The organism is Aliiglaciecola sp. LCG003, assembly GCF_030316135.1.
Lineage (GTDB): Bacteria > Pseudomonadota > Gammaproteobacteria > Enterobacterales > Alteromonadaceae > Aliiglaciecola.
The window spans coordinates 3170144-3191967 of the sequence record NZ_CP128185.1; the positions used below are offsets into that span (position 1 = coordinate 3170144).

Here is a 21824-nt window from a genome sequence, read left to right on the forward strand (position 1 = left end):
TAGATTAAAATCTAACACTGTAATGCAATAACACCTCAACTTATATTTTGAGCTCTAAACCTAGGTTGAGCAACGATTTAACAGGCAAAATCAATTGACCCTAATAGGTGCGTCAGGTATCTTTCAAGGCTTAAATTTTCCCGCCACTAGGACCTCCAACACAAATGAGTAAAGCCAAGCAAACAGCACAACCATCATTTGAAGATGCGATGCAAGAACTTGAAGATCTTGTATCTGAAATGGAAAGTGGCGATTTACCTCTAGAACAAGCACTGGCAAAGTTTGAGCGGGGTGTAGTATTGGCAAGAGCCAGTCAAAAAATGCTCAAAGAGGCTGAACAAAGAGTACAAATTTTAACCAATCAAGATGGTGAAGAGAAACTGGCCCCCCTTGAGCAAGAGACTGATCTTTGATGATTGAGTTAGGCCAACGACAAAAAGATTATCAATTGCGGGTTGATGAAATCCTGCAAGGCTTTTTTCAAGTCAGCGAGGAGCATGCCCCTAAGCTTAAAAGTGCCATGCAGTATGCTCTATTTAATGGTGGCAAACGCATGCGTCCATTTTTAGTCTATGCAACCGGTGAAATGTTAGGCGCAAAACAGCAGGATCTAGATTACCCGGCAGTCGCAATTGAATGCATCCATGCCTATTCCTTAGTGCATGATGACTTACCGGCAATGGATGATGACGATTTACGTCGCGGCAAGGCAACCTGTCATATTGCATATGATGAAGCCACCGCGATTTTAGCTGGCGACGCCCTACAAACTATGGCCTTTGACATTTTAGCTAATGCAACTTTGAGCCATGACAGTCCTAAAATGCAATTAGCGCTCATCAAACAACTCAGCCATGCATCGGGTTATGATGGTATGTGTGGTGGCCAAGCCATTGACTTAGCCTCCACAGACAAACGCATTTCCCAAGCTCAGTTACAACAGCTTCATAGTTTAAAAACGGGGGCGTTACTTCGTGTAGCAGTCTCTATGGCGGCGACACTTTCACCGGATGTAGCCCCAGAAAGTACAAGGTTGCTCAATGAATTTAGTGTTAACTTGGGTCTGGCGTTTCAGGTTCAGGACGATATTCTAGATATCGTTGGAGACTCTTCAACCCTAGGTAAACCGCAAGGTTCTGACCAAGCGCAAAACAAATCTACCTATCCATCGATATTAGGTTTGCGAGGCGCCAAGGACTATTTATCCCAGTTGCACCAACAAGCACTTCACGCATTGCGTGCTTTACCCTACAATACCAGTGTTTTGGAAACGTTCACTGATTTCACTGTGCAACGAAACCATTAGACACACTCAGAATAACTATTAGGCAATTCATGACTCTTGATTTAGCACATTACCCTACGTTGGCCAAGGCTGGCACTCCTGAAGAACTGCGCAAACTACCGCAAGAGCAATTGAAGCAATGTGCCGATGAATTGCGGCAATATTTATTGTCTTGTGTGAGTAAAAGCAGTGGTCACTTTGCCTCAGGATTAGGCACTGTAGAGTTAACCGTCGCTTTGCATTATGTCTATAACACCCCTTTCGATCGCCTTCTTTGGGATGTCGGCCACCAGGCTTATCCACACAAAATTCTAACTGGCCGCCGAGAACGTATGACTTCTATTCGCCAAAAAGGCGGTTTACACCCCTTCCCTTGGCCGCCGGAAAGCGAATACGACACTTTCGCTGTGGGTCACTCCTCTACTTCTATCAGTGCAGCACTTGGCATGGCAGTTGCGGCCGATAAAGAAGCTAAAGGTCGTAAAGTGGTTGCCGTGATTGGCGATGGTGCGATGACCGCAGGTATGGCTTTTGAGGCCTTGAATCATGGTGGGGATATGGATAAAGACTTGTTGGTCATTTTGAATGACAATGAGATGTCAATATCCGAAAACGTGGGAGCCCTTAATAGCCACTTAGCTCGCCTATTGACCGGTAACTTTTTTAACTCGATTCGTGACGGGGGTAAGAAGCTTCTGAGTAATGTGCCGCCTATCAAAGAGTTTGCCAGCCGAGCTGAAGAGCACATAAAAGGCATGGTAGTCCCGGGAACAATCTTTGAAGAATTAGGCTTTAATTATATCGGACCTATTGATGGTCATGATGTAAAAGGGGTCGTTGAAACTTTGCGTAATATGCGCAACATCAAAGGCCCACAAATACTTCATGTGGTAACCAAGAAAGGCAAAGGGTTTGAACAAGCTGAAAAAGACCCAATAAAATTTCATGCTGTGCCTAAATTTAATCCAGCTGACGACGCTTTGCCAAAATCAGCGCCCAGTGGCCCAAGCTATTCTCAGGTGTTTGGGGACTGGTTATGTGACATGGCAGCTGTAGATCCAGCGTTGATGGCGATTACGCCCGCCATGCGCGAGGGATCAGGCATGGTGAGGTTTTCTCAACAATACCCTGAACAATATTTCGATGTTGCCATAGCCGAGCAGCATTCGGTAACCTTTGCCGCGGGTTTAGCCAAAGAAGGGCTTAATCCGGTGGTTGCCATCTACTCCACATTTTTACAACGGGCTTACGATCAACTGATTCATGATGTTGCCTTACAAAATTTACCGGTTCTGTTTGCTATAGATAGAGCCGGCATCGTTGGCGCAGATGGTCCGACTCACCAAGGTGCATTTGATATATCTTTTCTGCGCTGTATTCCCAACCTAGTCATCATGGTCCCTGGGGATGAAAATGAATGCCGTCAAATGTTATATACTGGGCACAAACTCAATCAGCCTGCCGCTGTGCGTTATCCCAGAGGTACCGGCAGCGGGGTCGTTATTGAAGAGACGATGCAAGCCATTCCAATTGGCAAGTCCCGCAGCCTTAGAGCGGGTAAGCAAGTCGCCATTTTAAACTTTGGCACCTTGCTACCTTTTGCGCAGCAGGCAGCAGAGATACTGGATGCAACTTTGATAGATATGCGTTTTGTCAAACCCTTGGATACCAGCGTCCTTGACCAACTTTGTCTGGATCATAGCCTGTTGGTTTCATTGGAAGATGGTGCCATAGTCGGCGGTGCTGGAAGCGCTGTGGCGGAATATTTAATGACGCAAAAAAGTGCAACCAAATTATTACAGATTGGTTTACCTGATGAGTTCATCATGCAAGGTACCCAACAACAAATGTATGCCGACCTAGGCTTAGATTCGGCTGGGATTATTCACAAGGTGGAAGGGTTTCTAGCGAGTTAATTCATCTGTTGATGCTACTTGGAGGGCGTATTGGTGGATGACACTAATGCGCCGTTTAATCTTTAGCCTATGCCGTGCAGGACCAATCTGAAGTTGGATAACTCCCATACAATCGAAATATCCACAGTGCAATCACCCTAGGTTGATATGGATTGATTTTGTTTCAGGATGGAAATGAAAAGTGGAGATGCTAAGCAGCAGTTTCTAAGGTTAAACTAACCAAGCTAAATACAACATCAAATGCACACTCAGCAGTGCAGCCACACCAGCCAACACATCATCCAACATAATCCCTATGCCACCATGTAACACACGGTCTACGTAGCTGATAGGCCAAGGTTTGACTATGTCAAAGAACCGAAACAGCACAAATCCCGCGAGCATGGTTTGCCACGATAAGGGAACCGCAACCATGACTATCATCATCCCGGCAATTTCATCCCACACGATAGCGGCATGATCGTGCACGCCCATATCGTCTGCGGCCTGCCCACAAATCCAGATACCCAAGATGCAAGCTAACACCGTCACTGCAAGGTATAGAGGTAATGTAAGGTAATGGCTGCATAACATAACAAGTGGAATAGCGGCGATAGAGCCAAATGTTCCGGGCATTTTTGAGGCAAGTCCAGATCCAAAGCCAAAAGCCAAAAAGTGTACTGGGTTACGCAATGACACTTTTTGACGGAGTTCAGGGATCATTAGGCAAAATGCTCAAAACCAGAACGTTGAACCTGGTAAGGTTCGTCTTCGTAGCGTAATTCTAATTTTTCTTTCAAACCCGTCAATTGACCAATACAGGTTACACTGATATTGGCACTTGCTAGGGCAATGTCTAAATTGCCTTTTTGTTCTTCACTTACGGTGAAGAGTAATTCGTAATCATCTCCGGCACTCAAGGCAGATTGATAAGCATCCTCAACCTCTACAGCTTCTTTTAAAGCCACAGAAAGAGGAAGTTTATCAACTTGTATTTTTGCTCCACATTGGGACGCCTTGAGGATATGTTTAATATCACTCACCAAACCATCTGACAAGTCGATACAAGCGGATGCGATTCTACGTAACGCAGTTCCTGCCAACAGGCGAGGAGCTGGATAATTTAAACGGTTTACCAAATAATCTGCGCAATGCTGACTCACGTCATGCTTGCCTTGTAGGATGCCTAAACCTATGCCCGCGTCCCCTAGGGTGCCAGTAACATAAATCAAGTCACCAGGCATAGCGCCACTGCGAATCAAAGCATGCTCTTGGGGCACGAACCCTTGTGCAGTGATAGTAATAGACAATGGCCCATTGACAGTATCGCCACCAATCAGTTGGATAGAATAGTACTCAGCAAGCTCAAATAATGACTTGGAAAATGCGTCTAACCATGCCTCATCTACACTTGGTAATGACAGGGACAAACTAAACCAAGCAGGTTCAGCGCCCATAGCCGCAAGATCACTCAAGTTAACGGCTAGTGCTTTATGAGCAATGGCTTCTGGGGCGGTGTCTATGGGAAAGTGCACACCACTGATTAAGGTATCAGTGGTGGTAGCTAAATTGAGACCGTCAGGCACACGGGTAATGGCACAATCGTCACCAATACCTTGAATTACATCTTTGCGCTGATAACTTTTGCAGTTAAAAAAGCGCTCAATTACATCGAATTCTTTCACGTTACTCTTTATAAGACAGTTCGTGTTTACGAAGTGTTTTAACCGCTTTATCTAATACACCATTGACAAACTTATGGCTTTCTTCAGCACCAAAGGATTTTGCCAACTCAATTGCTTCGTTGATCACAACCTTATAAGGCACATCAATTCGCACACTTAGTTCATAAGTAGATATGCGCAAAATCGCTTTTTCAACGACATCCAATTCTTCTGGAAGTCGTCCTAGGTAAGGCTTGATAGTCTTATCTAGGTTAGCGCTATCGTTCACTACTGCTCGCAACAACTCCTGGAAATATCCCATATCGACCTTAGCCATGTTGTTGCTAGTGGCGATACTGAGTTCAATTTGTTCTACAGGATTGTTGGTCATCTGCCAGGAATAGACAGCTTGAACCGCTAACTCTCTGGCCTTTCTGCGCGCCGCTGGCTTCACGTGTTAAGCCTCTTCAATCTGAGCAATTACATTGACCATTTCCAAAGCGCCCATAGCTGCTTCAGCGCCTTTATTGCCAGCTTTAGTACCAGAACGTTCAATGGCTTGTTCAATGCTATCAGTGGTGATAACACCGAAGGAAACAGGAATACCGTACTCTAAGGATACTTGGGCTAGACCTTTGTTGCATTCGCCCGCAACAAATTCAAAATGAGGTGTACCACCGCGAATAACTGCACCTAAAGCAATTATTGCATCGTATTTTTTCTGTTCAGCCAATTTTTTAGCGACAATTGGCAGCTCGTAAGCACCTGGCACGCGAACTAAAGTGATATCTTGATCACTGACTTCACCAACACGATCAAGCGTATCTAATGCGCCATCAACCAAACTTTCTACAACAAAGCTATTAAAGCGTGACACAACTAGGGCGAATTTTTTGCCTGTTGCGCGAACATTACCTTCGATGATATTCATGATACAAGAGTCCTGTAGGAAAAACGGCGCGCATTGTAGCACACCGTTACTTAAACTAATATACGTAATCTACGACTTCTAAGCCGTAACCAGATAGTGCATGGTACTTTTTCGGCTTGCTAAGCAAACGCATCTTGCGAACACCCAAAGATGCCAGTATTTGACTGCCCACACCGACGGTCCGAGATGTCCCCTGCCATGCAGCATTGACTGGCATTTCGCCGTTATCTTCGGCTTCAAATTGTATAACTTGGGCAATTAAATCTTCTTGTTTTCCGAGTAAGATCAACACGCCGCCTTCATCAGATATTTTTTGCATGGCTTCTGGTAAACCCATGCTACGTTCAATGGAACGCTCGGAACCGAGTAAATCACTGAAGGTATTGTGCAGATGTACGCGAACCAAGGTTGGAGTCTCACCCTCTATTTTGCCTTTGCACAGGGCAAAATGAACTTGATCATCGATGACATCCTTAAAGGTAACTAAATCAAATTCACCATAACGAGTAGGTAGCTTACACGTAGCCACTTTTTCTATAGTAGTTTCGTTTAGGTTGCGATATTCAATTAAGTCAGCAATGGTACCGATTTTAAGATCATGCTTCTGTGCGAAAATTTCTAATTCGGGACGGCGCGCCATACTCCCATCCTCATTCAAAATTTCGACAATTACAGATGCTGGCTCTGCTCCTGCTAAGCGAGCTAAATCCACTCCGGCTTCGGTATGCCCAGCGCGATTCAAAACCCCGCCTTCTTTAGCTATTAATGGGAAAATATGACCTGGTTGCACTATGTCTTTAGCTTGCGCATTCTTGTTCACTGCAGCTAATATAGTCTGGGCTCGGTCTGCGGCAGATATGCCAGTTGTTACACCCTCAGCAGCTTCAATAGAGACAGTGAAATTGGTGGAGAATTGCGCGCCATTATTATCGACCATAAGGGGCAATTTCAAGGTTTGACAACGCTCAGCCGTCATGGGTAGACAGACTAATCCACGGGCATGAGTTACCATGAAGTTTATCGCTTCAGGTGTGACATGCTCGGCAGCCATGATAAGGTCGCCTTCATTCTCGCGATCTTCATCATCCATCAGAATGACCATTTTGCCTTGACGAATATCTTCAATTATCTCTGCAATGCTATGAAATGCCATGTGTTTAGGGTTCTCTATAATCAGTTATGACGTTTTAATTTGATTCTACGCGGCACGTAGATTTTAGTTATTTCAGGTAACCATTCTCGGCTAAAAACTTCAGATCAATACCGCTTTTACTGGTACTTTGAGCGGCTTTATCGCCCATCATCAAGCGTTCTAAGTATCGTGCAATAAGATCAACTTCCAAATTCACTTTGCTACCAACACGATAACTCCCAATGATGGTTTCTTGCAGTGTATGGGGAATAAGCGTCAGCATAAATTTGCCACCGTCTACATCATTTACGGTTAAGCTTACCCCATCTACGGTGATAGAACCTTTTTCAGAAATATATTTAGCAAGGGCATCTGGTGCTTGGATCCAGGCCTCTAACCAACGGTCAATCTGGGTTAAGCTGATGATTTTACCAACCCCGTCGACGTGGCCACTGACGATATGCCCGCCAAAACGAGAGGAGGCCTGCATCGCCTTTTCTAAGTTAACTTTGTCGCCAACAGCATAATCAGCAAAACCAGAGCGTTTTATAGTTTCATGGGATACATCTACACTGTAGTGTTTGCTGGAAAAGTCCACCACAGTCAAACATACACCATTAGTGGCAATACTATCGCCAAGGGCCACATCTGACATGTCCATTTTATTCACATTTACGGTGAGACGAATATCGTCACCTGTGGGCTGTAATTTGGCGATATGCCCTACATCTTCTATTATTCCGGTAAACATAATTTCTCTAATTATTCACTATTAGGCACAAAACGTGCGGTAAATTTAACGTCTTCACCGACCATTTTGATGGATGACCATTGTAACATCTTTGTTTGCGACATGGAGGTTAGCTCATCCATTACAAACAAGTTTTGACTCTTATCGCCTAATAATTTGGGCGCTTGGTATAAAATCAATTCATCAACTAAATTTTGTTGCACTAGGGCACCGGCTAGTCGGCCACCCGCCTCTAACCAAATATTGTTAAATTGCAGTTCAGCCAAATTCTGCAGAACGGCCTGCAAGTCAAGTTTGTTATCCTTAGATGCCAACTGAATTTGCTCAACACTAGGTCTCAATAACGAGTTGTAGGTTTGATTAAATACATAGGTTTGGCCAGCAAGATCAAACAATCTGAGCGCATTGTGAAGTTGATTCCTGCCATCTAATATTATTCTAGCGGGTTGGCGCATGGTACTTTTATCTATCTGCTGCGCTAAATCACCTAACTCATGGTGTCTAACATTGAGACTTGGGTCATCAGTTAATACCGTACCTGAACCACTCAAAATAGCACAGCTTGCCAGTCGGTGTCGTTGCACATCTTGGCGCGCAGCAGTGCCAGTGATCCACTGACTGCGTCCGTTAGCTAACGCGGTTTTGCCATCTAAACTAGCAGCGAGCTTAAGGGTTACCCAGGGTGTTCCTGTTTTCATCCGTTTAACAAAACCACGGTTTAACGTTTCTGCTTGCTCAGCCATTAATCCATATGAGGTGTCTATGCCTTGTTGTTGCAATATGGCTAGTCCACGCCCAGATACGGCAGGGTTAGGATCGACCATAGCGGCCACCACACGTTTAATACCAGCTTCGACTAGCGCATTCGCGCAGGGAGGCGTACGACCAAAGTGGCTACAGGGCTCTAAAGTGACATAAGCTGTCGCCCCTTTAGCCAACCGCCCAGCTTGGCGTAATGCATGGACTTCAGCATGAGGAGAGCCGGCTTTAAGGTGCCAGCCTTGGCCCACTATGTTATCGCTATCATCAGCAATCACACAGCCCACATTTGGATTTGGCGAGGTGGAATAGATACCCCGTTGAGCCAACTTCAAGGCTTGGGCCATCATACGGTGATCTTGCGCAGAAAATGTTTGAACTGTCATGAAGTTATCCACTCACGATAGGACGTCTAGTCGCCAAGCTTAGCAATTTCTTCGCCAAACTCACGGATATCCTCAAATGAGCGATAGACAGACGCAAAGCGCACATAAGCCACTTTGTCGAGATCTTTCAACGCGTTCATTATCAAACCACCTAGAAATTCGCTGCTGATTTCACGCTCACCGGTGGCCCGCAAAGACGACTTTAACTGACTGATACAATGCTCAACTTTTTCAGTGCTCACAGGACGTTTCTCCAACGCCCGCTGCAGTCCTGCGCGCAATTTATCTTCATTAAAAGGTTCACGGGAGCCATCTCGTTTCACCACTCGGGGCATAACTAGTTCAGCAATTTCAAAAGTCGTAAAACGCTCGTGACAACTGGTACATTCACGTCTACGTCTAACTTGGTGGCCTTCAGCCACCAGCCGCGAGTCAATAACTTTGGTTTCTTGTTCAGCACAAAATGGACAAAACATAAATGTTGGTATCTTTTCAACAAGATTTTAATGGGCTAAAACTAGCAAAATTTGCAGCTAAATTATAGTTCGATAGGCTAATTAGCCCGACATAAACTGTAAAACCATGTTATCTATCCCACCACAAGGCTTAATCCTTCATCGAGCCAGCCCGTTACCCCACCAATCATTTTCTTTACCGGACGAGACAAATCAGCCAACTTGACCGCAGCCTTATCTGCGCCATTGCAATGTGGTCCTGCGCAGTAAACCACAAATACAGTATCGTCAGGGAAGTGAGATAAACTTTCTACACTTAACTGTTTATGCGCAATATTAATCGCATGGGGAAGATGACCTTGCGCATACAACTGGGCATTGCGCACATCCAGTAAAACAAAATCCTGACGACTATTCGATTGAGCGAAATGTACATCCCAGCAATCAGTTTCGAAGCTCAGCAATTGGCTAAAGTATTGTTTGGCAGCGTCGCTCTGCCCAGCAGGAATTCGGGTTACTACAGATGACATCTTGGGCCCCTGTTTAATGATAAAGACCCTAGTTTGCCAGAATATCAAACCGCTTATAGAGGTAAGCAAGCCATTATTCGATAAAATTGAGACAAGGAATAAAATGCCTTAAATTAGCTTGCGCCGGCTAAATCCACGGTTGAAAACTTGGCTTAAAAGGTACAGACCAGCCACTGATAGCCCAAATGTAAGACCGTTGACTACAACAGAATTATATTGGTATTGTTCAATAGGTTGGTAACCTATATAGGCGCTGGTATTGAACACTGCATGAGCAAAAATACACGGCCACAATGAGCGGCTTTTGTAATATATCCAAGCTAAAAAAATACCCATCACCAGTGCCACCAAAAACTGATACAGATTCAGATGAGCACCGGCAAATAACACCGCTGATAATACTATCGCTAGACTGGGCGGGTAATGATGCAGAAAACCACGAAAAATAATACCGCGGAAAAGAACTTCCTCAATAACCGGAGCAATCACACACACTGCCAATATAGACCAGATACCGCCCGTCATTAACATATCAAAGTGCTTGAGGATCTCTGGGCTAGGCGGAATCAGTTTAAAATACTGCATTTGAATATCGGCAAACCACCACAAGGCACCGACTAATACCACGCATATTGGTGGAAACAATAATGTCGCTGTGCTTCTAAACTGATTGCCAGAATCATCCCACAAGCCGCTGAAACTCAACTCAGTGTGCTTCATCGCCAGTAACACCACCATACCGGTAGCAATGGTGACAACTAGCATATCCCAAAAAACGCTGGACTGTGTCACTAAACCAGATTGATAGAGCACTAGGCCTAATAGGATTTGTAATATTATCCAGGTGATCACTAAACCTAAAGCAATTAGCAGAGAAGGTGGATTTTTCAACATGGCTATTGTCGTCCTATACAATATGCTAGAAAATTAAATTTTAAGGGTTATATCTTCAACAAATTGAAGTTCTCACAACATAGTCTATTTTCAGACATAAAAAAACCGTACACAGGTACGGTTTTTCAATGATTCAAATCAGATTACCCATAAACAGGGAACTTCTCACATAGGGCAAGGACTTCGCTTTTTACTCGATCTATTGTGCTTTGGTCACCCATATTGTCAAGTACGTCGCAAATCCAAGTGGCAACTTGCTCAGCTTCAGCTTGCTTGAAGCCACGACGGGTAATTGCCGGAGAGCCTATGCGTAAACCACTGGTCACAAAAGGTGAACGTGGGTCGTTGGGGACTGAGTTCTTGTTCACGGTAATGTTGGCACTGCCCAGCGCGGCATCAGCTTCTTTACCGGTGATGTCTTTATCAATCAAGTCCATCAAGAACAAATGATTTTCTGTACCACCAGATACGATTTTATATCCACGTGATTGCATCACCGCCACCATAGCTTTGGCATTTTTAACCACTTGCTGTTGATAAACTTTAAATTCTGGCTCCAGCGCTTCTTTGAAGGCTACGGCTTTTGCAGCAATCACGTGACACAAAGGACCACCTTGATTACCTGGGAATACCGAACTATTTAATTTCTTATAAATGGTTTCATCGCCACAAGAAGAAACGATTAATCCACCTCGTGGACCCGCTAAAGTTTTGTGGGTAGTGGTGGTTACAACATGGGCATGAGGCAATGGATTCGGATAAACACCGGCAGCCACTAGGCCAGCGACATGGGCCATATCAACCAATAAATACGCACCAACTTTGTCAGCAATTTCACGGAAACGCTGCCAATCAACAATACCTGAGTAAGCTGAGAATCCACCGATAATCATCTTAGGTTTGTGCTCAAGGGCTAGGGCTTCCACCTGCTCCATATCAATTTCGCCAGTCGCTTCATTCAAACCATATTGTACGGCGTGATAAGTTTTACCTGAAAAATTCACATGTGAGCCATGGGTCAAGTGACCACCATGGGCCAAGCTCATACCTAATACAGTATCGCCAGCCTCTAACAAGGCCATAAAGACCGCAGAGTTGGCTTGTGAACCTGAGTGTGGCTGAACATTCGCATAATCAGCACCAAAAAGTTGTTTAGCACGCTCGATGGCCAAATCTTCTGCGATATCCACATATTCACAGCCACCGTAGTAACGCTTATGTGGGTACCCTTCGGCATATTTATTGGTCAATTGCGAACCCTGTGCTTCTAACACTCTTGGGCTGCAATAGTTCTCAGAAGCAATCAATTCAATATGTTGTTCTTGGCGTTGAGTTTCTTTAACAATCGCGTCATGCAATTCCGGATCAAAATCTGCGATATTCATGTTTCGTGTCAGCATGGTGTCTCCTCAACAACTTGGCACTTTTTCAAATTAAATAACTTTGTCTAAGCACAATCTCAGGCAAAAAATGAGCGCTTATTCTAGTCATTTTGTTGCCGATGTACACCGTTAAAACGCAATGTTTTATACCGGTTAGTTTTATTCTACCCTTTCTATGCGTTCAGGAAAGGTTAAACCTACCTGTTTACGCACCTCATCCAAGGTTTCCATGACATTAATACTGTCGGCATGACTCATGCGAGGATCACATAATCGTGCGCTACAGATTGACTGCATAATAGACTCAATTTGATATTCAAAACCGTTTACTTGATGGTGAAAATCAACAGATTCAACCAGCTCATCATCTTGATAACGTTGTGCATGTTGGCCATTCCAAAAATGAGCCGGTAATAATATATAGCCCGCTTTACCGTGGATGGTCATGGTGTTGGTAGCCTGAGCGCCGATGGTGCAGGTAAACTGACTGCTCACCCCTGAAGGATAAGCTAAATTTACCAACGTATTTTGATCCACCCTATCTGAGTTTATTTGGCTAATAGCAGCTATAGCGTTTGGATATTCACGTAGCAAAAACTGACTAATACTGACGCTGTACACTCCCAAGTCCAACAGGGCCCCGCCAGCAAGCCCTGGACTGGTTAATCGATGATTTTGTAAATGCGAAAATGGGAAGCCGATTTGCGAACTAATATATTGCACATCACCAATAAGCCCCTTATCCAACCAGTCTCTTACGGTCTCGAAACAGGGCATATAGCGGCTCCACAATGCTTCTTGAAAAACACAATTGTGCCGTACTGCAAGATTAATTAAATGCCGAGTTTGCTGGGCATTCACGGTCAATGGTTTTTCCATCAAAACATGTTTTCCGGCTTCAATACACGCCTTAGCATAAGGATAATGATGGGAATGTGGTGTGGCAATATAGATAGCATCGACATTCTGAGCATTGATGATAGCGTCATAATCAGCGTAGGTGTCTGGGGCTTGATATAATTGGGCGAACTCAACCGCCCGCTGTTGACTACGACTCGCTACTCCTTGCAAGCTCCCCTGTTTTGAGGCCGCCAAAGCTTTGGCAAATTGGTGGGCTATTCCGCCTGGGCCAATAATCCCCCATCGAATTGATGTCATTTTTTTCTCTTATAAAATAGTCATCTATCCATTGTGCCGGTTGTGACTCTAAATACCAGTTGTTATGGCCAGAATAACAACAGATCAGACCAAATGAGCTATTACCGACAAAAAAACACATCAGCCATTGGACTAAAGGAAAGTCTGGATTACACTAGCAGGTATTCGTAATTAATCAGTATCATCAATGGCACAATACGTTTACAGCATGCACAGAGTGGGCAAAATCGTCCCGCCCAACCGACATATTCTAAAAGATATTTCACTCAGCTTTTTCCCTGGCGCTAAAATTGGTGTGTTAGGTTTGAATGGCTCAGGTAAATCTACCCTATTGCGCATCATGGCAGGTATCGATAAGGACATTGAGGGCGAAGCTCGTCCTCTGCAGGACCTGAAAATCGGCTATCTCCCACAAGAGCCCAAATTAGATGAGAGTAAAGACGTTCGAGGCAATATAGAAGAAGCCGTAGCCGATGTGGCTCATGCGATTAAACGCTTGGATGAAGTTTACGCAGCCTATGCCGAAGAAGGTGCAGATTTTGATGCTTTAGCAAAAGAACAAGGCGAATTAGAAAGCATTATTCAAGCTAAAGATGGCCACAATTTAGATAATGCTTTGGAGCGGGCGGCTGATGCACTTCGCCTGCCCCCTTGGGATGCGGATGTAAGTAAATTGTCTGGGGGAGAAAGACGCCGAGTGGCTTTATGCCGCTTGTTACTAGAAAAACCCGACATGTTATTACTCGATGAGCCGACCAACCACTTGGATGCTGAATCCGTTGCTTGGCTAGAACGCTTTTTACATGATTATGAGGGCACTGTTGTTGCCATCACCCATGACCGTTACTTTTTGGACAATGTGGCGGGATGGATTTTAGAACTCGACCGTGGTCAGGGTATTCCATGGGAAGGCAACTATTCTTCTTGGTTAGACCAAAAAGACAAACGTTTAGAACAAGAAGAACGCACAGAAAGCGCTCGTCAAAAGTCAATTAAGCAAGAATTGGAATGGGTACGCTCCAATCCTAAAGGTCGTCAGGCTAAGAGCAAAGCACGTATGGCCCGCTTTGATGAACTCAGCACCGGTGATTATCAAAAGCGAAATGAAACCAATGAATTATTTATCCCGCCCGGTGAGCGTTTAGGGGAAAAAGTCATCGAGGTGTCTCATCTAAGTAAATCTTATGGTGATCGCTTACTGATTGACGATTTGTCATTTAAGGTCCCCAAAGGCGCGATTGTAGGGATTATCGGTCCTAATGGTGCGGGTAAATCCACCCTGTTTAGAATGCTGACCGGACAAGAACAACCCGATTCAGGCAGTATCGAATTAGGGGAGTCGGTGCAGTTAGCCAGCGTCGATCAATTTCGCGATCATATGAACGAGAAAAATACCGTGTATAAAGAAATTTCTGATGACTCAGAGATTATTCGAATCGGTAATTTCGAGCTCAACAGCCGAGCATATTGCAGCCGCTTTAATTTCAAAGGGACAGATCAACAGAAATTCATCAAAGACTTATCCGGTGGTGAGCGAAATCGCGTCCATCTGGCTAAATTATTGAAAGCAGGCGGAAACGTTTTGCTGTTAGATGAACCGACCAACGATTTGGACGTGGAAACATTGCGAGCGCTGGAAAATGCCATATTGGAATTCCCTGGCTGTGCAATGATTATTTCCCATGATCGCTGGTTCCTTGACAGAGTGGCCACTCATATCATGGACTATCGTGATGAAGGAAAAATCAACTTTTACGAAGGCAACTTTACTGAGTATGAAGCTTGGTTAAAAGAAACCCTTGGTGAAGCCATGATTGAGCCCCATAGATTGAAATACAAAAAAATCAGCAAATAATTTTTGCTCAATTGAAATACAACGAAAAGGCGCAATTGCGCCTTTTTTGTGCTTAACTATAATGAAACATTACTTAGCTAGTGCAAATCATGGAAAAACGACATTTTAATCGAGTGCTATTTTCTGCCTCAGCGCTGCTCATCCAAGATCATAATGTTTGGCAGACAACGGTGCTCGATATATCACTCAAGGGGGCGCTAATTGCTTACCCTGACGATTTCGAGGGTGATTTGGAACGTGACTTTGAATTAGATATTGATATACAAGGTGTGAACAATAATATTGTGATGCGAGGAACAATTGCACACAATGCCAACCATTCTTTAGGCTTTAGTGCTCAGCAACTAGATATAGAAAGCATTACTAAATTACGCCGTCTGGTTGAGCTTAATCTAGCTGACGATGAATTACTCCACCGGGAAATCCAAGCGCTGATTGCACACTAACAACCAGCGCCACCCATTAATTAAAGTGCTTCCAACGCTTCTGATAAGCGCGAAACAGCAATAACTTCAATGCCAGCAATAGTCTGTTTAGGTTTATTACCTTTGGGCACTATAGCCTTTTTGAAGCCATGCTTAGCCGCTTCTTGGATCCGTTCAGTGCCATTTGGCACCGGTCTGATTTCGCCTGCCAATCCCACTTCGCCAAACGCAATTAATTCCCGCGGTAATGCCTGATTCCTAAAGCTAGAGATCATCGCTAGCAATAAGGATAAATCTGCACTGGTTTCGGTAACTTTGACTCCGCCCACGACGTTTACAAATACATCTTGGTCGTTCATTTGAACATTACCATGTCGATGCAACACTGCTAATAACATAGCCAGTCGATTGGTTTCCAAACCTACCGCTATGCGGCGTGGATTAGCCATTTGCGAATAATCAACCAAGGCTTGTATTTCCACTAACAAAGGTCGAGTCCCCTCCCAAATCACCATAACTATGCTGCCGGGAGATTGCATTTCGTCGCGACTTAAGAAAATCGCGGACGGATTGCTGACTTCTTTTAAGCCTTTGTCTGTCATGGCAAACACGCCAAGCTCGTTGACTGCACCAAAACGATTCTTATTGCCTCTGAGGGTTCGATAACGACTATCACTTTCCCCTTCAAGCATCATGGAGCAATCGATACAGTGTTCAAGTACTTTGGGGCCCGCCAGGTTACCTTCTTTGGTTACATGACCAACTAAAAACATGGCGATATGATGTTGTTTAGCAAAGCGGGTTAAAAAGGCCGCACTTTCACGTACTTGTGACACGCTGCCAGGGGCGGAAGTAACATCATTGACATGCATCACCTGTATAGAATCAATCACCATGATCTGCGGCTTGTGCTGCAATGCCAGCTCGCAAATGGTTTCGATGTTGGTTTCGGCTAACACTTTTAGTTGAGATGTCGGCAGGCTGAGTCGTTGAGCACGCATTGCAACTTGTTGTAGGGATTCTTCACCCGTGACATATAGGGTATTTTTAGCCGCGGCTAGGTGACACATAACTTGCAACAATAGGGTACTCTTACCCGCACCAGGAGACCCCCCAATCAGCATGGCGGCACCCGGCACTACACCACCACCCAAGACTCTATCTAACTCTTTGAATCCAGCGCTGAATCTAGGAAGAGCTTGTAAATCTATTTTATCCAGGGTTTCTACTTTCGCTTGAGTCTGCCCAGCGTAACCCTTTAAATTGCGTTCGGGTGCATGTTTTTCAGAACTGAGTACAATCTCAGAAATAGTATTCCACGCTAAACAGTCGTTACATTGTCCTTGCCAGCGAGGAAACTCTGCTCCACAATCGGAGCATACAAAAGCGGTTTTACGTTTTGCCATAAGTAATTGAACTACATTAAATTAGAGTGAGTTGATGTCAAAGGTTATGCAATCATTGCCGATAACAGAATATCATACTGACAGATTAACCATAACGAACTTTTAGTGGCATGAGTCAAGATTTAACAGAATTCCAAGACATTATCGAACAGCTTAAACCTATGATCAATGAACCTGAGTTTAATCAGGTGTTGTCGCAGGTAGCTTCCGATGTACCAAAGCAAAAGCGCTTCCTGATAAAAATGGAATTGAAGCGTCTTGCCCGCCCCTGTTTGCGGGTGGTGGATTTACGTGGACAAGTTTCAGGTGTTTGTCGCGAATATACCTATCAGGGCAAGTCCCATTTCCTCGATGACACCGCGATTGATGTATTCGAACGTCAGGTCCGCTTATTTGGTGAGTACACCATGGGAGTGTATGAGGCGGTAATTAGTACCGAAAATAGTTATCGAGTGATTTACCAAAAGCAGCGTGAGAAGGCGGAAAAAGCAGAAAAAGAAGGTCATCCATCTAGCGAAAAACATCCCCATCAAGCCCCCGCATTAATGTTTGGTAATTATGCAAAGCGCTGTGAAGAGCGGATGAATTTCGCTATCAATATCGAAATGTTTACGGATCTAAACAAGAGCTTACAAGCAACAACTATTGATGTCTCCGTCAGTGGCTTAAAGATAAAATTGGCGAATGAACATTTATTCAAAGTCGGCGAACGGATCACCGTCCAGTTCCGCGGTTTGGAAGGTGAGTATGCCATCGATAGAAAAGCCGGTGTGGGTTACACCATTGTCGATGTGGAAACCAATAAAAAAGAACAGCGACTATCATTACAAAAAAACAATGAGCATGCATCTCATGCCTTTGAAGAGTTTTTTGAGAAATTTATCCATGGTAATAAGCGTCGCTACAAAGTGAACATGGATAACACCCTCTCCGCCATCAAATTAAAAACTTACGAACAATATTTCACGCCTAACTTTACCTCAGTGCCTTTGTACATCGAGACAATTAATGGTCTGCACAAACCCAAATATGCGTTAATCAATGATAGTAATAAGGATCCTTTATATTATTGGAGTGATGAACAATTTGAGTTGCGCATTGGTTATATGATCAACCATAGTCGGCTTGAAAGACTGATAGCTCTTCAAGAGGGTCCAAGAGAAACAGTACTTTACGCGTTTAATCACGTAAAAGACGAAAAAATATATTTTTATTCGGCCTCTCAAGAAGAGTTGTTTGAGCGCCCTGACCTAATGAAAGTGTTCTTAGGTTATGGATCCCGCAAAGCCAGTTGGCGAGTATTTAAATTACAGATCACCGATATGACCTTAGCTCAGGCTCATATCCCCTTATCCATTCCCGATTCGATTAGCAGTGCGGTTAAACGCCAGAATCAACCCCCCGCTCCTCGTCTTATGGCACGTATCAAGAATGTTAAACATATTGCGTTGCTCACTGATATTACCGATGAAGTGGGTACCCAGACATATGAGCGTATTCCCATCCGCAGGAGTGAGATTTCAGCTCTAAGAGTATTTGGCCACCCGCGAAACAAAGTGCCTGTTGCAGTACAGATGTTTCGCTTTAAATACCATAATCAACGCAAAGAGACCCGCTATCAATTGCGTAGCAAAGTATCATTAAAAATTGGCGACGTCACTATAGAAGGCAATAGTGAAGACATCTCTATTCATGGGTTGCGCGTTGAACTCAATAGCTTCTTCCATGGGGTTGAGAATGATTTTGTCGATTTGAGTTTTCCAACACTGCAAAACGTCACCAAAAAATATGACTTGATCAACCTACCCTATCAAGTTCGTGGGATTTCCTATGATAGAAACGTACTGCATTTGCATGCGGTTACAGACTCCGCCAATAAAACTGCGCAGAAGTTCTTTGACGAATTAATTCGCAACAATCGCTCTAAGTTAAAGGCATACAAAGAAGAGGAAGAAATCCCTGGCATTGGTAATGCGTTACGGAACTTATATGCTAAAAATGTCCTTAACACCGCCTTTTTCATCCGTAAAGAAGGTGTGGATTTCCTGCCTGACGCCTTGGTTACCAGCGCGCCTAACAGTCGGGTAAATACCTTATTGGCTTTCAACGCCGAGCCAGGCCAGTTTAAATTAGACTTTTTGTACTCTACTTATGGCGTCGAGTTAGATTTCATCCAGTACACCTTGAAAAAAATCAAAACCAATGACAAACCTGTTATGCGCGAAATTTTTGTTGCTTTCGACCCAAGCCAAGACAGTTCATCTGCAGCAGTAAAAAGCCGCTTTGCTGATCAATTCCATGGTGATAAAGAGCGTAAAAGTTTTATTTCTGAAGCGTTATTAGCCGGCCAATTTATTGCCATTAAAGTGTTCCTTGCTAGAGCAGGCCGACCTGACTTGGAACAACTGCAGTCGGAGTTGAGCTACGTAGCAGTGTACGCTATACATCGAGCTAAATTGCTAGAAGAGCAATTGTGGAACATCGTTGGCGTGGGGGACCTGATTGATGTCACTGACGAGGTTATGATCCGCCATCACTTCTCTCATGCACTGATAAAAAACAATCAGATAACGCCCGCTTATCACAAAGTGAAAACCACTGAAGTCGAGCATCTACTCAAAACCTAATGATTAGCAAAAGCTAGTTTCTAGCAGAATTTAATTGCAACAAAATGAAAAACTGCTAGAATACGCGGCGAAATTTTGTGCAATCCAGTTTCTGGTTTGTAGCTCCTGTTCTTTTAAAATTGGTGGAATTATATGCATCCTATGCTGAATATTGCTGTGCGCGCTGCGCGCGCTGCAGGTAACGTGATTACTCGTGGGTTTGAAAACCGTGGCGACTTATTAACCGAGAAAAAAGGTGAAAATGACTTTGTTACTAAAATTGACAAAGAAGCCGAATTTACGATAATCAACAAAATTCAGCAATCTTATCCAGACCATAGCTTCATCGGTGAAGAAGGTGGTTTGGTTAAAGGAGATGAAGACTACAAATGGATTATCGATCCATTGGATGGCACCACTAATTTCATCAAAGGCATCCCTCATTTTGCCGTATCCATTGCATTAATGCACAAAGGTCGTATAGACCAAGCCGTAGTTTTTGATCCCATCAGAGGTGAGTTATTTACCGCCAGCAAGGGTGGTGGTGCGCAATTGAATGGATTCCGTATTCGTGCAAGTAACGCCAGAGACCTCAATAACACAGTTTTGGCCACGGCGTTTCCTTTTAAAGCCAAAGATGATGCTGAGCAAGCCATCCAACGCTTTAGTAATATATTTAAGCAATGTGGTGATATTCGCCGTGGCGGCTCTGCTGCTCTGGATTTAGCCTATGTAGCAGCCGGACGTTTTGATGGCTACTGGGAGCGTGGTCTTCAACCCTGGGATGTTGCAGCAGGTGAACTACTGGTGCGTGAATCTGGTGGCTTGGTGACAGACTTCAGTGGCGGCAATGACCCCTTGTATAAAGGTGAAATTGTTGCTGGAAACCCAAGAGTGGTTCAAGCATTGGTGAAACACTTAAAGTAGACAGTAACTACTAATCTAATAAAAAAGGGAGGCAAAAGCCTCCCTTTTTAGTGGTAGATACAAATTATTTCGAACTCACCCATACTGTCATTCATCAGGTTCGATGAATGCTTGCGGCCGTACAGTGGGGGAATCTATAAATTCAACACAATTGTAGCCTTTTTGTTTGGCCTTTCTCAGCGCCAAATCGGCAGACTTTAGACTCGTTTCGATATCGGCTGATTGATGAATACTGGTCACCCCAAGACTGGCCGTCAATGAAATCGATTGCTGCTCATACCTCAATTGCAATGCCTCAATTTGTATACGGATGCGTTCAGCAATAAGCATTGCGCCAGCCTGTCTAGTTTGTGGCAGCAGTAGGACAAACTCTTTGCTGCCAAAACGAGCAATAAAGTCCTCGACACGCATCTGCTCACGAATAATATCTGCCACCGACGCGATAACCTCATCACTGGCAAATTGGCCATATTTATCTGCTACATCAGTAAACCGATCTAAATCACATAAAATAATGCAAACTGGAAACTGGTGTCGTTTGGCGGCGTGTAAAAAACGATTAGCTTGCTCCATGAAAAATCGTCGGTTATATACTCCAGTAACAGGGTCCTGACTGGCACTTTCTTTAGCTAAATATAATGCATCTTCATACAGCAAAAAGTAAATCGTACCGAACATCATAGGCACAATCATATTTTGAATCAGCAATAACAAGTTTAAGAAGTCTACTTCATCGACGCTGGATAAATACAAAATGGGGAAAAGCATGATCCCCAAAGTAGTAAGTACAATTGCTAAACTCAATGGTTTGGAAGTATGTCGCTCTTCTTTGCGATTTCGATGCAATAAGGCAAAGGCGTAGAGTAACACCGCGACTAAGTTGATGTAGAAAAACAGCAGACGCAGCAACATACTGTCTTGATAATAATGACTCAAGGTGACCTGTAAAGCAGTAAAAACCACAATATGACCTATCACTGGCCAGTAAAATATATGGTTATCTAGCTTCAAGCGCCATCTTAAACCGAATACAATGCAATACATGGCAAATAGCAATAAACAATTCGTCAGGCCTACAGACACTTCTAGTATCAGCACCGCACGAAGCACATAAGATGCGTAACCGAACAGGGAGAATAAGAAAAACAACCTGAAATATCTTATGGAGTAGTTATTATGCTGTGTTTGATTTGAAGGCACCAAGGCTAGTAGCGCAAATGCAATTCCACTATTTGTGGCTAACAACACGGTTAGTAGGTAAGTTGCAGACAGGTTTTCCACTCGGTGCCAATAGTTATTCTTATGTAATAAAGGTTAGTCTATTTTTTGGCGCTTGTTAAATGTCATTTTTAATTAAGTCTTTTACCCCTGCTCGTTCATCTG

General features: G+C 43.9%; 21 protein-coding genes. 7 read left to right on the forward strand and 14 right to left on the reverse strand.

What is annotated here, in order from left to right; all coding sequences use genetic code 11:
* Nucleotides 1-164 precede the first annotated feature (164 nt).
* From xseB to dxs, 3 genes are read left to right on the forward strand one after another with little or no spacing between them, the layout of a single operon-like run.
* Nucleotides 165-413: an exodeoxyribonuclease VII small subunit gene (xseB, locus tag QR722_RS13840; RefSeq protein WP_286283486.1), complete on the forward strand. Its 249-nt coding sequence runs from the start codon at nt 165-167 to the stop codon at nt 411-413.
* A 2-nt stretch (nt 414-415) separates the two neighbouring features.
* Nucleotides 416-1306 (forward strand): (2E,6E)-farnesyl diphosphate synthase, encoded by an 891-nt coding sequence (gene ispA / locus QR722_RS13845; protein ID WP_502872475.1) that lies wholly within the window; start codon nt 416-418, stop codon nt 1304-1306.
* Between the two features lie 29 nt (nt 1307-1335).
* A complete protein-coding gene (gene dxs, locus QR722_RS13850) occupies nt 1336-3201 on the forward strand; it encodes a 1-deoxy-D-xylulose-5-phosphate synthase (protein WP_286283488.1) in 1866 nt (621 codons plus the stop codon).
* Nucleotides 3202-3411: 210 nt separating this feature from the next.
* Here the strand turns inward: dxs and QR722_RS13855 are convergent, their stop codons facing one another.
* The 12 genes from QR722_RS13855 to QR722_RS13910 form a co-directional block, all read right to left on the reverse strand.
* Nucleotides 3412-3903: a phosphatidylglycerophosphatase A family protein gene (locus QR722_RS13855; RefSeq protein WP_286283489.1), complete on the reverse strand. Its 492-nt coding sequence runs from the start codon at nt 3901-3903 to the stop codon at nt 3412-3414.
* Nucleotides 3903-4865 carry a thiamine-phosphate kinase gene (gene thiL / locus QR722_RS13860; protein WP_286283490.1) on the reverse strand — a complete coding sequence of 321 codons (963 nt, stop codon included), beginning with the start codon at nt 4863-4865 and terminating at the stop codon, nt 3903-3905. Before thiL ends, QR722_RS13855 begins: the two co-directional genes overlap by 1 nt.
* Nucleotide 4866: 1 nt before the next feature.
* Nucleotides 4867-5298: a transcription antitermination factor NusB gene (nusB, locus tag QR722_RS13865; protein WP_286283491.1), complete on the reverse strand. Its 432-nt coding sequence runs from the start codon at nt 5296-5298 to the stop codon at nt 4867-4869.
* A 3-nt stretch (nt 5299-5301) separates the two neighbouring features.
* On the reverse strand, nt 5302-5775 hold the full coding sequence (ribH, locus tag QR722_RS13870; RefSeq protein WP_286283492.1) for a 6,7-dimethyl-8-ribityllumazine synthase: 474 nt from the start codon (nt 5773-5775) through the stop codon (nt 5302-5304).
* A 55-nt stretch (nt 5776-5830) separates the two neighbouring features.
* On the reverse strand, nt 5831-6928 hold the full coding sequence (gene ribBA, locus QR722_RS13875; protein ID WP_286283493.1) for a bifunctional 3,4-dihydroxy-2-butanone-4-phosphate synthase/GTP cyclohydrolase II: 1098 nt from the start codon (nt 6926-6928) through the stop codon (nt 5831-5833).
* Between the two features lie 67 nt (nt 6929-6995).
* Nucleotides 6996-7658 carry a riboflavin synthase gene (locus tag QR722_RS13880; RefSeq protein ID WP_286283495.1) on the reverse strand — a complete coding sequence of 221 codons (663 nt, stop codon included), beginning with the start codon at nt 7656-7658 and terminating at the stop codon, nt 6996-6998.
* 11 nt (nt 7659-7669) lie between these two features.
* A complete protein-coding gene (gene ribD / locus QR722_RS13885) occupies nt 7670-8803 on the reverse strand; it encodes a bifunctional diaminohydroxyphosphoribosylaminopyrimidine deaminase/5-amino-6-(5-phosphoribosylamino)uracil reductase RibD (protein ID WP_286283496.1) in 1134 nt (377 codons plus the stop codon).
* A gap of 26 nt (nt 8804-8829) precedes the next feature.
* Complete coding sequence (nrdR, locus tag QR722_RS13890) at nt 8830-9279, reverse strand: transcriptional regulator NrdR (protein WP_286283497.1); 450 nt, start codon at nt 9277-9279, stop codon at nt 8830-8832.
* Nucleotides 9280-9392: 113 nt separating this feature from the next.
* A complete protein-coding gene (locus tag QR722_RS13895; RefSeq protein WP_286283498.1) occupies nt 9393-9788 on the reverse strand; it encodes a rhodanese-like domain-containing protein in 396 nt (131 codons plus the stop codon).
* Nucleotides 9789-9896: 108 nt separating this feature from the next.
* Nucleotides 9897-10682, reverse strand: a complete 786-nt coding sequence (locus QR722_RS13900; protein WP_286283499.1) for a CPBP family intramembrane glutamic endopeptidase — start codon at nt 10680-10682, stop codon at nt 9897-9899.
* A gap of 143 nt (nt 10683-10825) precedes the next feature.
* Nucleotides 10826-12082 carry a serine hydroxymethyltransferase gene (glyA, locus tag QR722_RS13905; RefSeq protein ID WP_286283500.1) on the reverse strand — a complete coding sequence of 419 codons (1257 nt, stop codon included), beginning with the start codon at nt 12080-12082 and terminating at the stop codon, nt 10826-10828.
* A gap of 141 nt (nt 12083-12223) precedes the next feature.
* The gene (locus tag QR722_RS13910; protein WP_286283502.1) at nt 12224-13222 is read right to left on the reverse strand and encodes a Gfo/Idh/MocA family protein; all 999 of its coding nucleotides are present in this window, start codon (nt 13220-13222) and stop codon (nt 12224-12226) included.
* A 187-nt stretch (nt 13223-13409) separates the two neighbouring features.
* Here QR722_RS13910 and ettA point away from each other — a divergent pair, with 187 nt between their 5' ends.
* Nucleotides 13410-15077, forward strand: coding sequence for an energy-dependent translational throttle protein EttA (ettA, locus tag QR722_RS13915; protein WP_286283504.1), 1668 nt, complete (start codon nt 13410-13412; stop codon nt 15075-15077).
* An 89-nt stretch (nt 15078-15166) separates the two neighbouring features.
* Entirely contained in the window at nt 15167-15523 is a 357-nt protein-coding gene (locus QR722_RS13920; RefSeq protein ID WP_286283505.1) for a PilZ domain-containing protein, read from the forward strand.
* 20 nt (nt 15524-15543) lie between these two features.
* Here the strand turns inward: QR722_RS13920 and radA are convergent, their stop codons facing one another.
* Nucleotides 15544-16908, reverse strand: a complete 1365-nt coding sequence (radA, locus tag QR722_RS13925) for a DNA repair protein RadA (protein ID WP_286283506.1) — start codon at nt 16906-16908, stop codon at nt 15544-15546.
* Nucleotides 16909-17018: 110 nt separating this feature from the next.
* Between radA and QR722_RS13930 the strand changes: the two genes are divergently transcribed.
* Together QR722_RS13930 and suhB are read left to right on the forward strand one after the other, a co-directional pair.
* Nucleotides 17019-19535 (forward strand): PilZ domain-containing protein, encoded by a 2517-nt coding sequence (locus QR722_RS13930; RefSeq protein ID WP_286283507.1) that lies wholly within the window; start codon nt 17019-17021, stop codon nt 19533-19535.
* A 132-nt stretch (nt 19536-19667) separates the two neighbouring features.
* Entirely contained in the window at nt 19668-20441 is a 774-nt protein-coding gene (suhB, locus tag QR722_RS13935) for an inositol-1-monophosphatase (RefSeq protein WP_286283508.1), read from the forward strand.
* A gap of 87 nt (nt 20442-20528) precedes the next feature.
* Here suhB and QR722_RS13940 read toward each other — a convergent pair whose 3' ends face one another.
* Nucleotides 20529-21722, reverse strand: a complete 1194-nt coding sequence (locus QR722_RS13940) for a GGDEF domain-containing protein (protein WP_286283509.1) — start codon at nt 21720-21722, stop codon at nt 20529-20531.
* Between the last annotated feature and the right edge of the window lie 102 nt (nt 21723-21824).

Bases quoted from the DNA above. Each gene is read 5' to 3' on its own strand.
- xseB (WP_286283486.1), top strand. From the start codon at position 165: ATGAGTAAAGCCAAGCAAACAGCACAACCATCATTTGAAGATGCGATG.
- QR722_RS13880 (WP_286283495.1), bottom strand. From the start codon at position 7,658: ATGTTTACCGGAATAATAGAAGATGTAGGGCATATCGCCAAATTACAG.
- ribH (WP_286283492.1), bottom strand. From the start codon at position 5,775: ATGAATATCATCGAAGGTAATGTTCGCGCAACAGGCAAAAAATTCGCC.
- suhB (WP_286283508.1), top strand. From the start codon at position 19,668: ATGCATCCTATGCTGAATATTGCTGTGCGCGCTGCGCGCGCTGCAGGT.
- ribD (WP_286283496.1), bottom strand. From the start codon at position 8,803: ATGACAGTTCAAACATTTTCTGCGCAAGATCACCGTATGATGGCCCAA.
- QR722_RS13900 (WP_286283499.1), bottom strand. From the start codon at position 10,682: ATGTTGAAAAATCCACCTTCTCTGCTAATTGCTTTAGGTTTAGTGATC.
- dxs (WP_286283488.1), top strand. From the start codon at position 1,336: ATGACTCTTGATTTAGCACATTACCCTACGTTGGCCAAGGCTGGCACT.
- radA (WP_286283506.1), bottom strand. From the start codon at position 16,908: ATGGCAAAACGTAAAACCGCTTTTGTATGCTCCGATTGTGGAGCAGAG.
- glyA (WP_286283500.1), bottom strand. From the start codon at position 12,082: ATGCTGACACGAAACATGAATATCGCAGATTTTGATCCGGAATTGCAT.
- ettA (WP_286283504.1), top strand. From the start codon at position 13,410: ATGGCACAATACGTTTACAGCATGCACAGAGTGGGCAAAATCGTCCCG.
- nrdR (WP_286283497.1), bottom strand. From the start codon at position 9,279: ATGTTTTGTCCATTTTGTGCTGAACAAGAAACCAAAGTTATTGACTCG.
- QR722_RS13930 (WP_286283507.1), top strand. From the start codon at position 17,019: ATGAGTCAAGATTTAACAGAATTCCAAGACATTATCGAACAGCTTAAA.
- QR722_RS13855 (WP_286283489.1), bottom strand. From the start codon at position 3,903: ATGATCCCTGAACTCCGTCAAAAAGTGTCATTGCGTAACCCAGTACAC.
- ribBA (WP_286283493.1), bottom strand. From the start codon at position 6,928: ATGGCATTTCATAGCATTGCAGAGATAATTGAAGATATTCGTCAAGGC.
- QR722_RS13920 (WP_286283505.1), top strand. From the start codon at position 15,167: ATGGAAAAACGACATTTTAATCGAGTGCTATTTTCTGCCTCAGCGCTG.
- QR722_RS13910 (WP_286283502.1), bottom strand. From the start codon at position 13,222: ATGACATCAATTCGATGGGGGATTATTGGCCCAGGCGGAATAGCCCAC.
- QR722_RS13895 (WP_286283498.1), bottom strand. From the start codon at position 9,788: ATGTCATCTGTAGTAACCCGAATTCCTGCTGGGCAGAGCGACGCTGCC.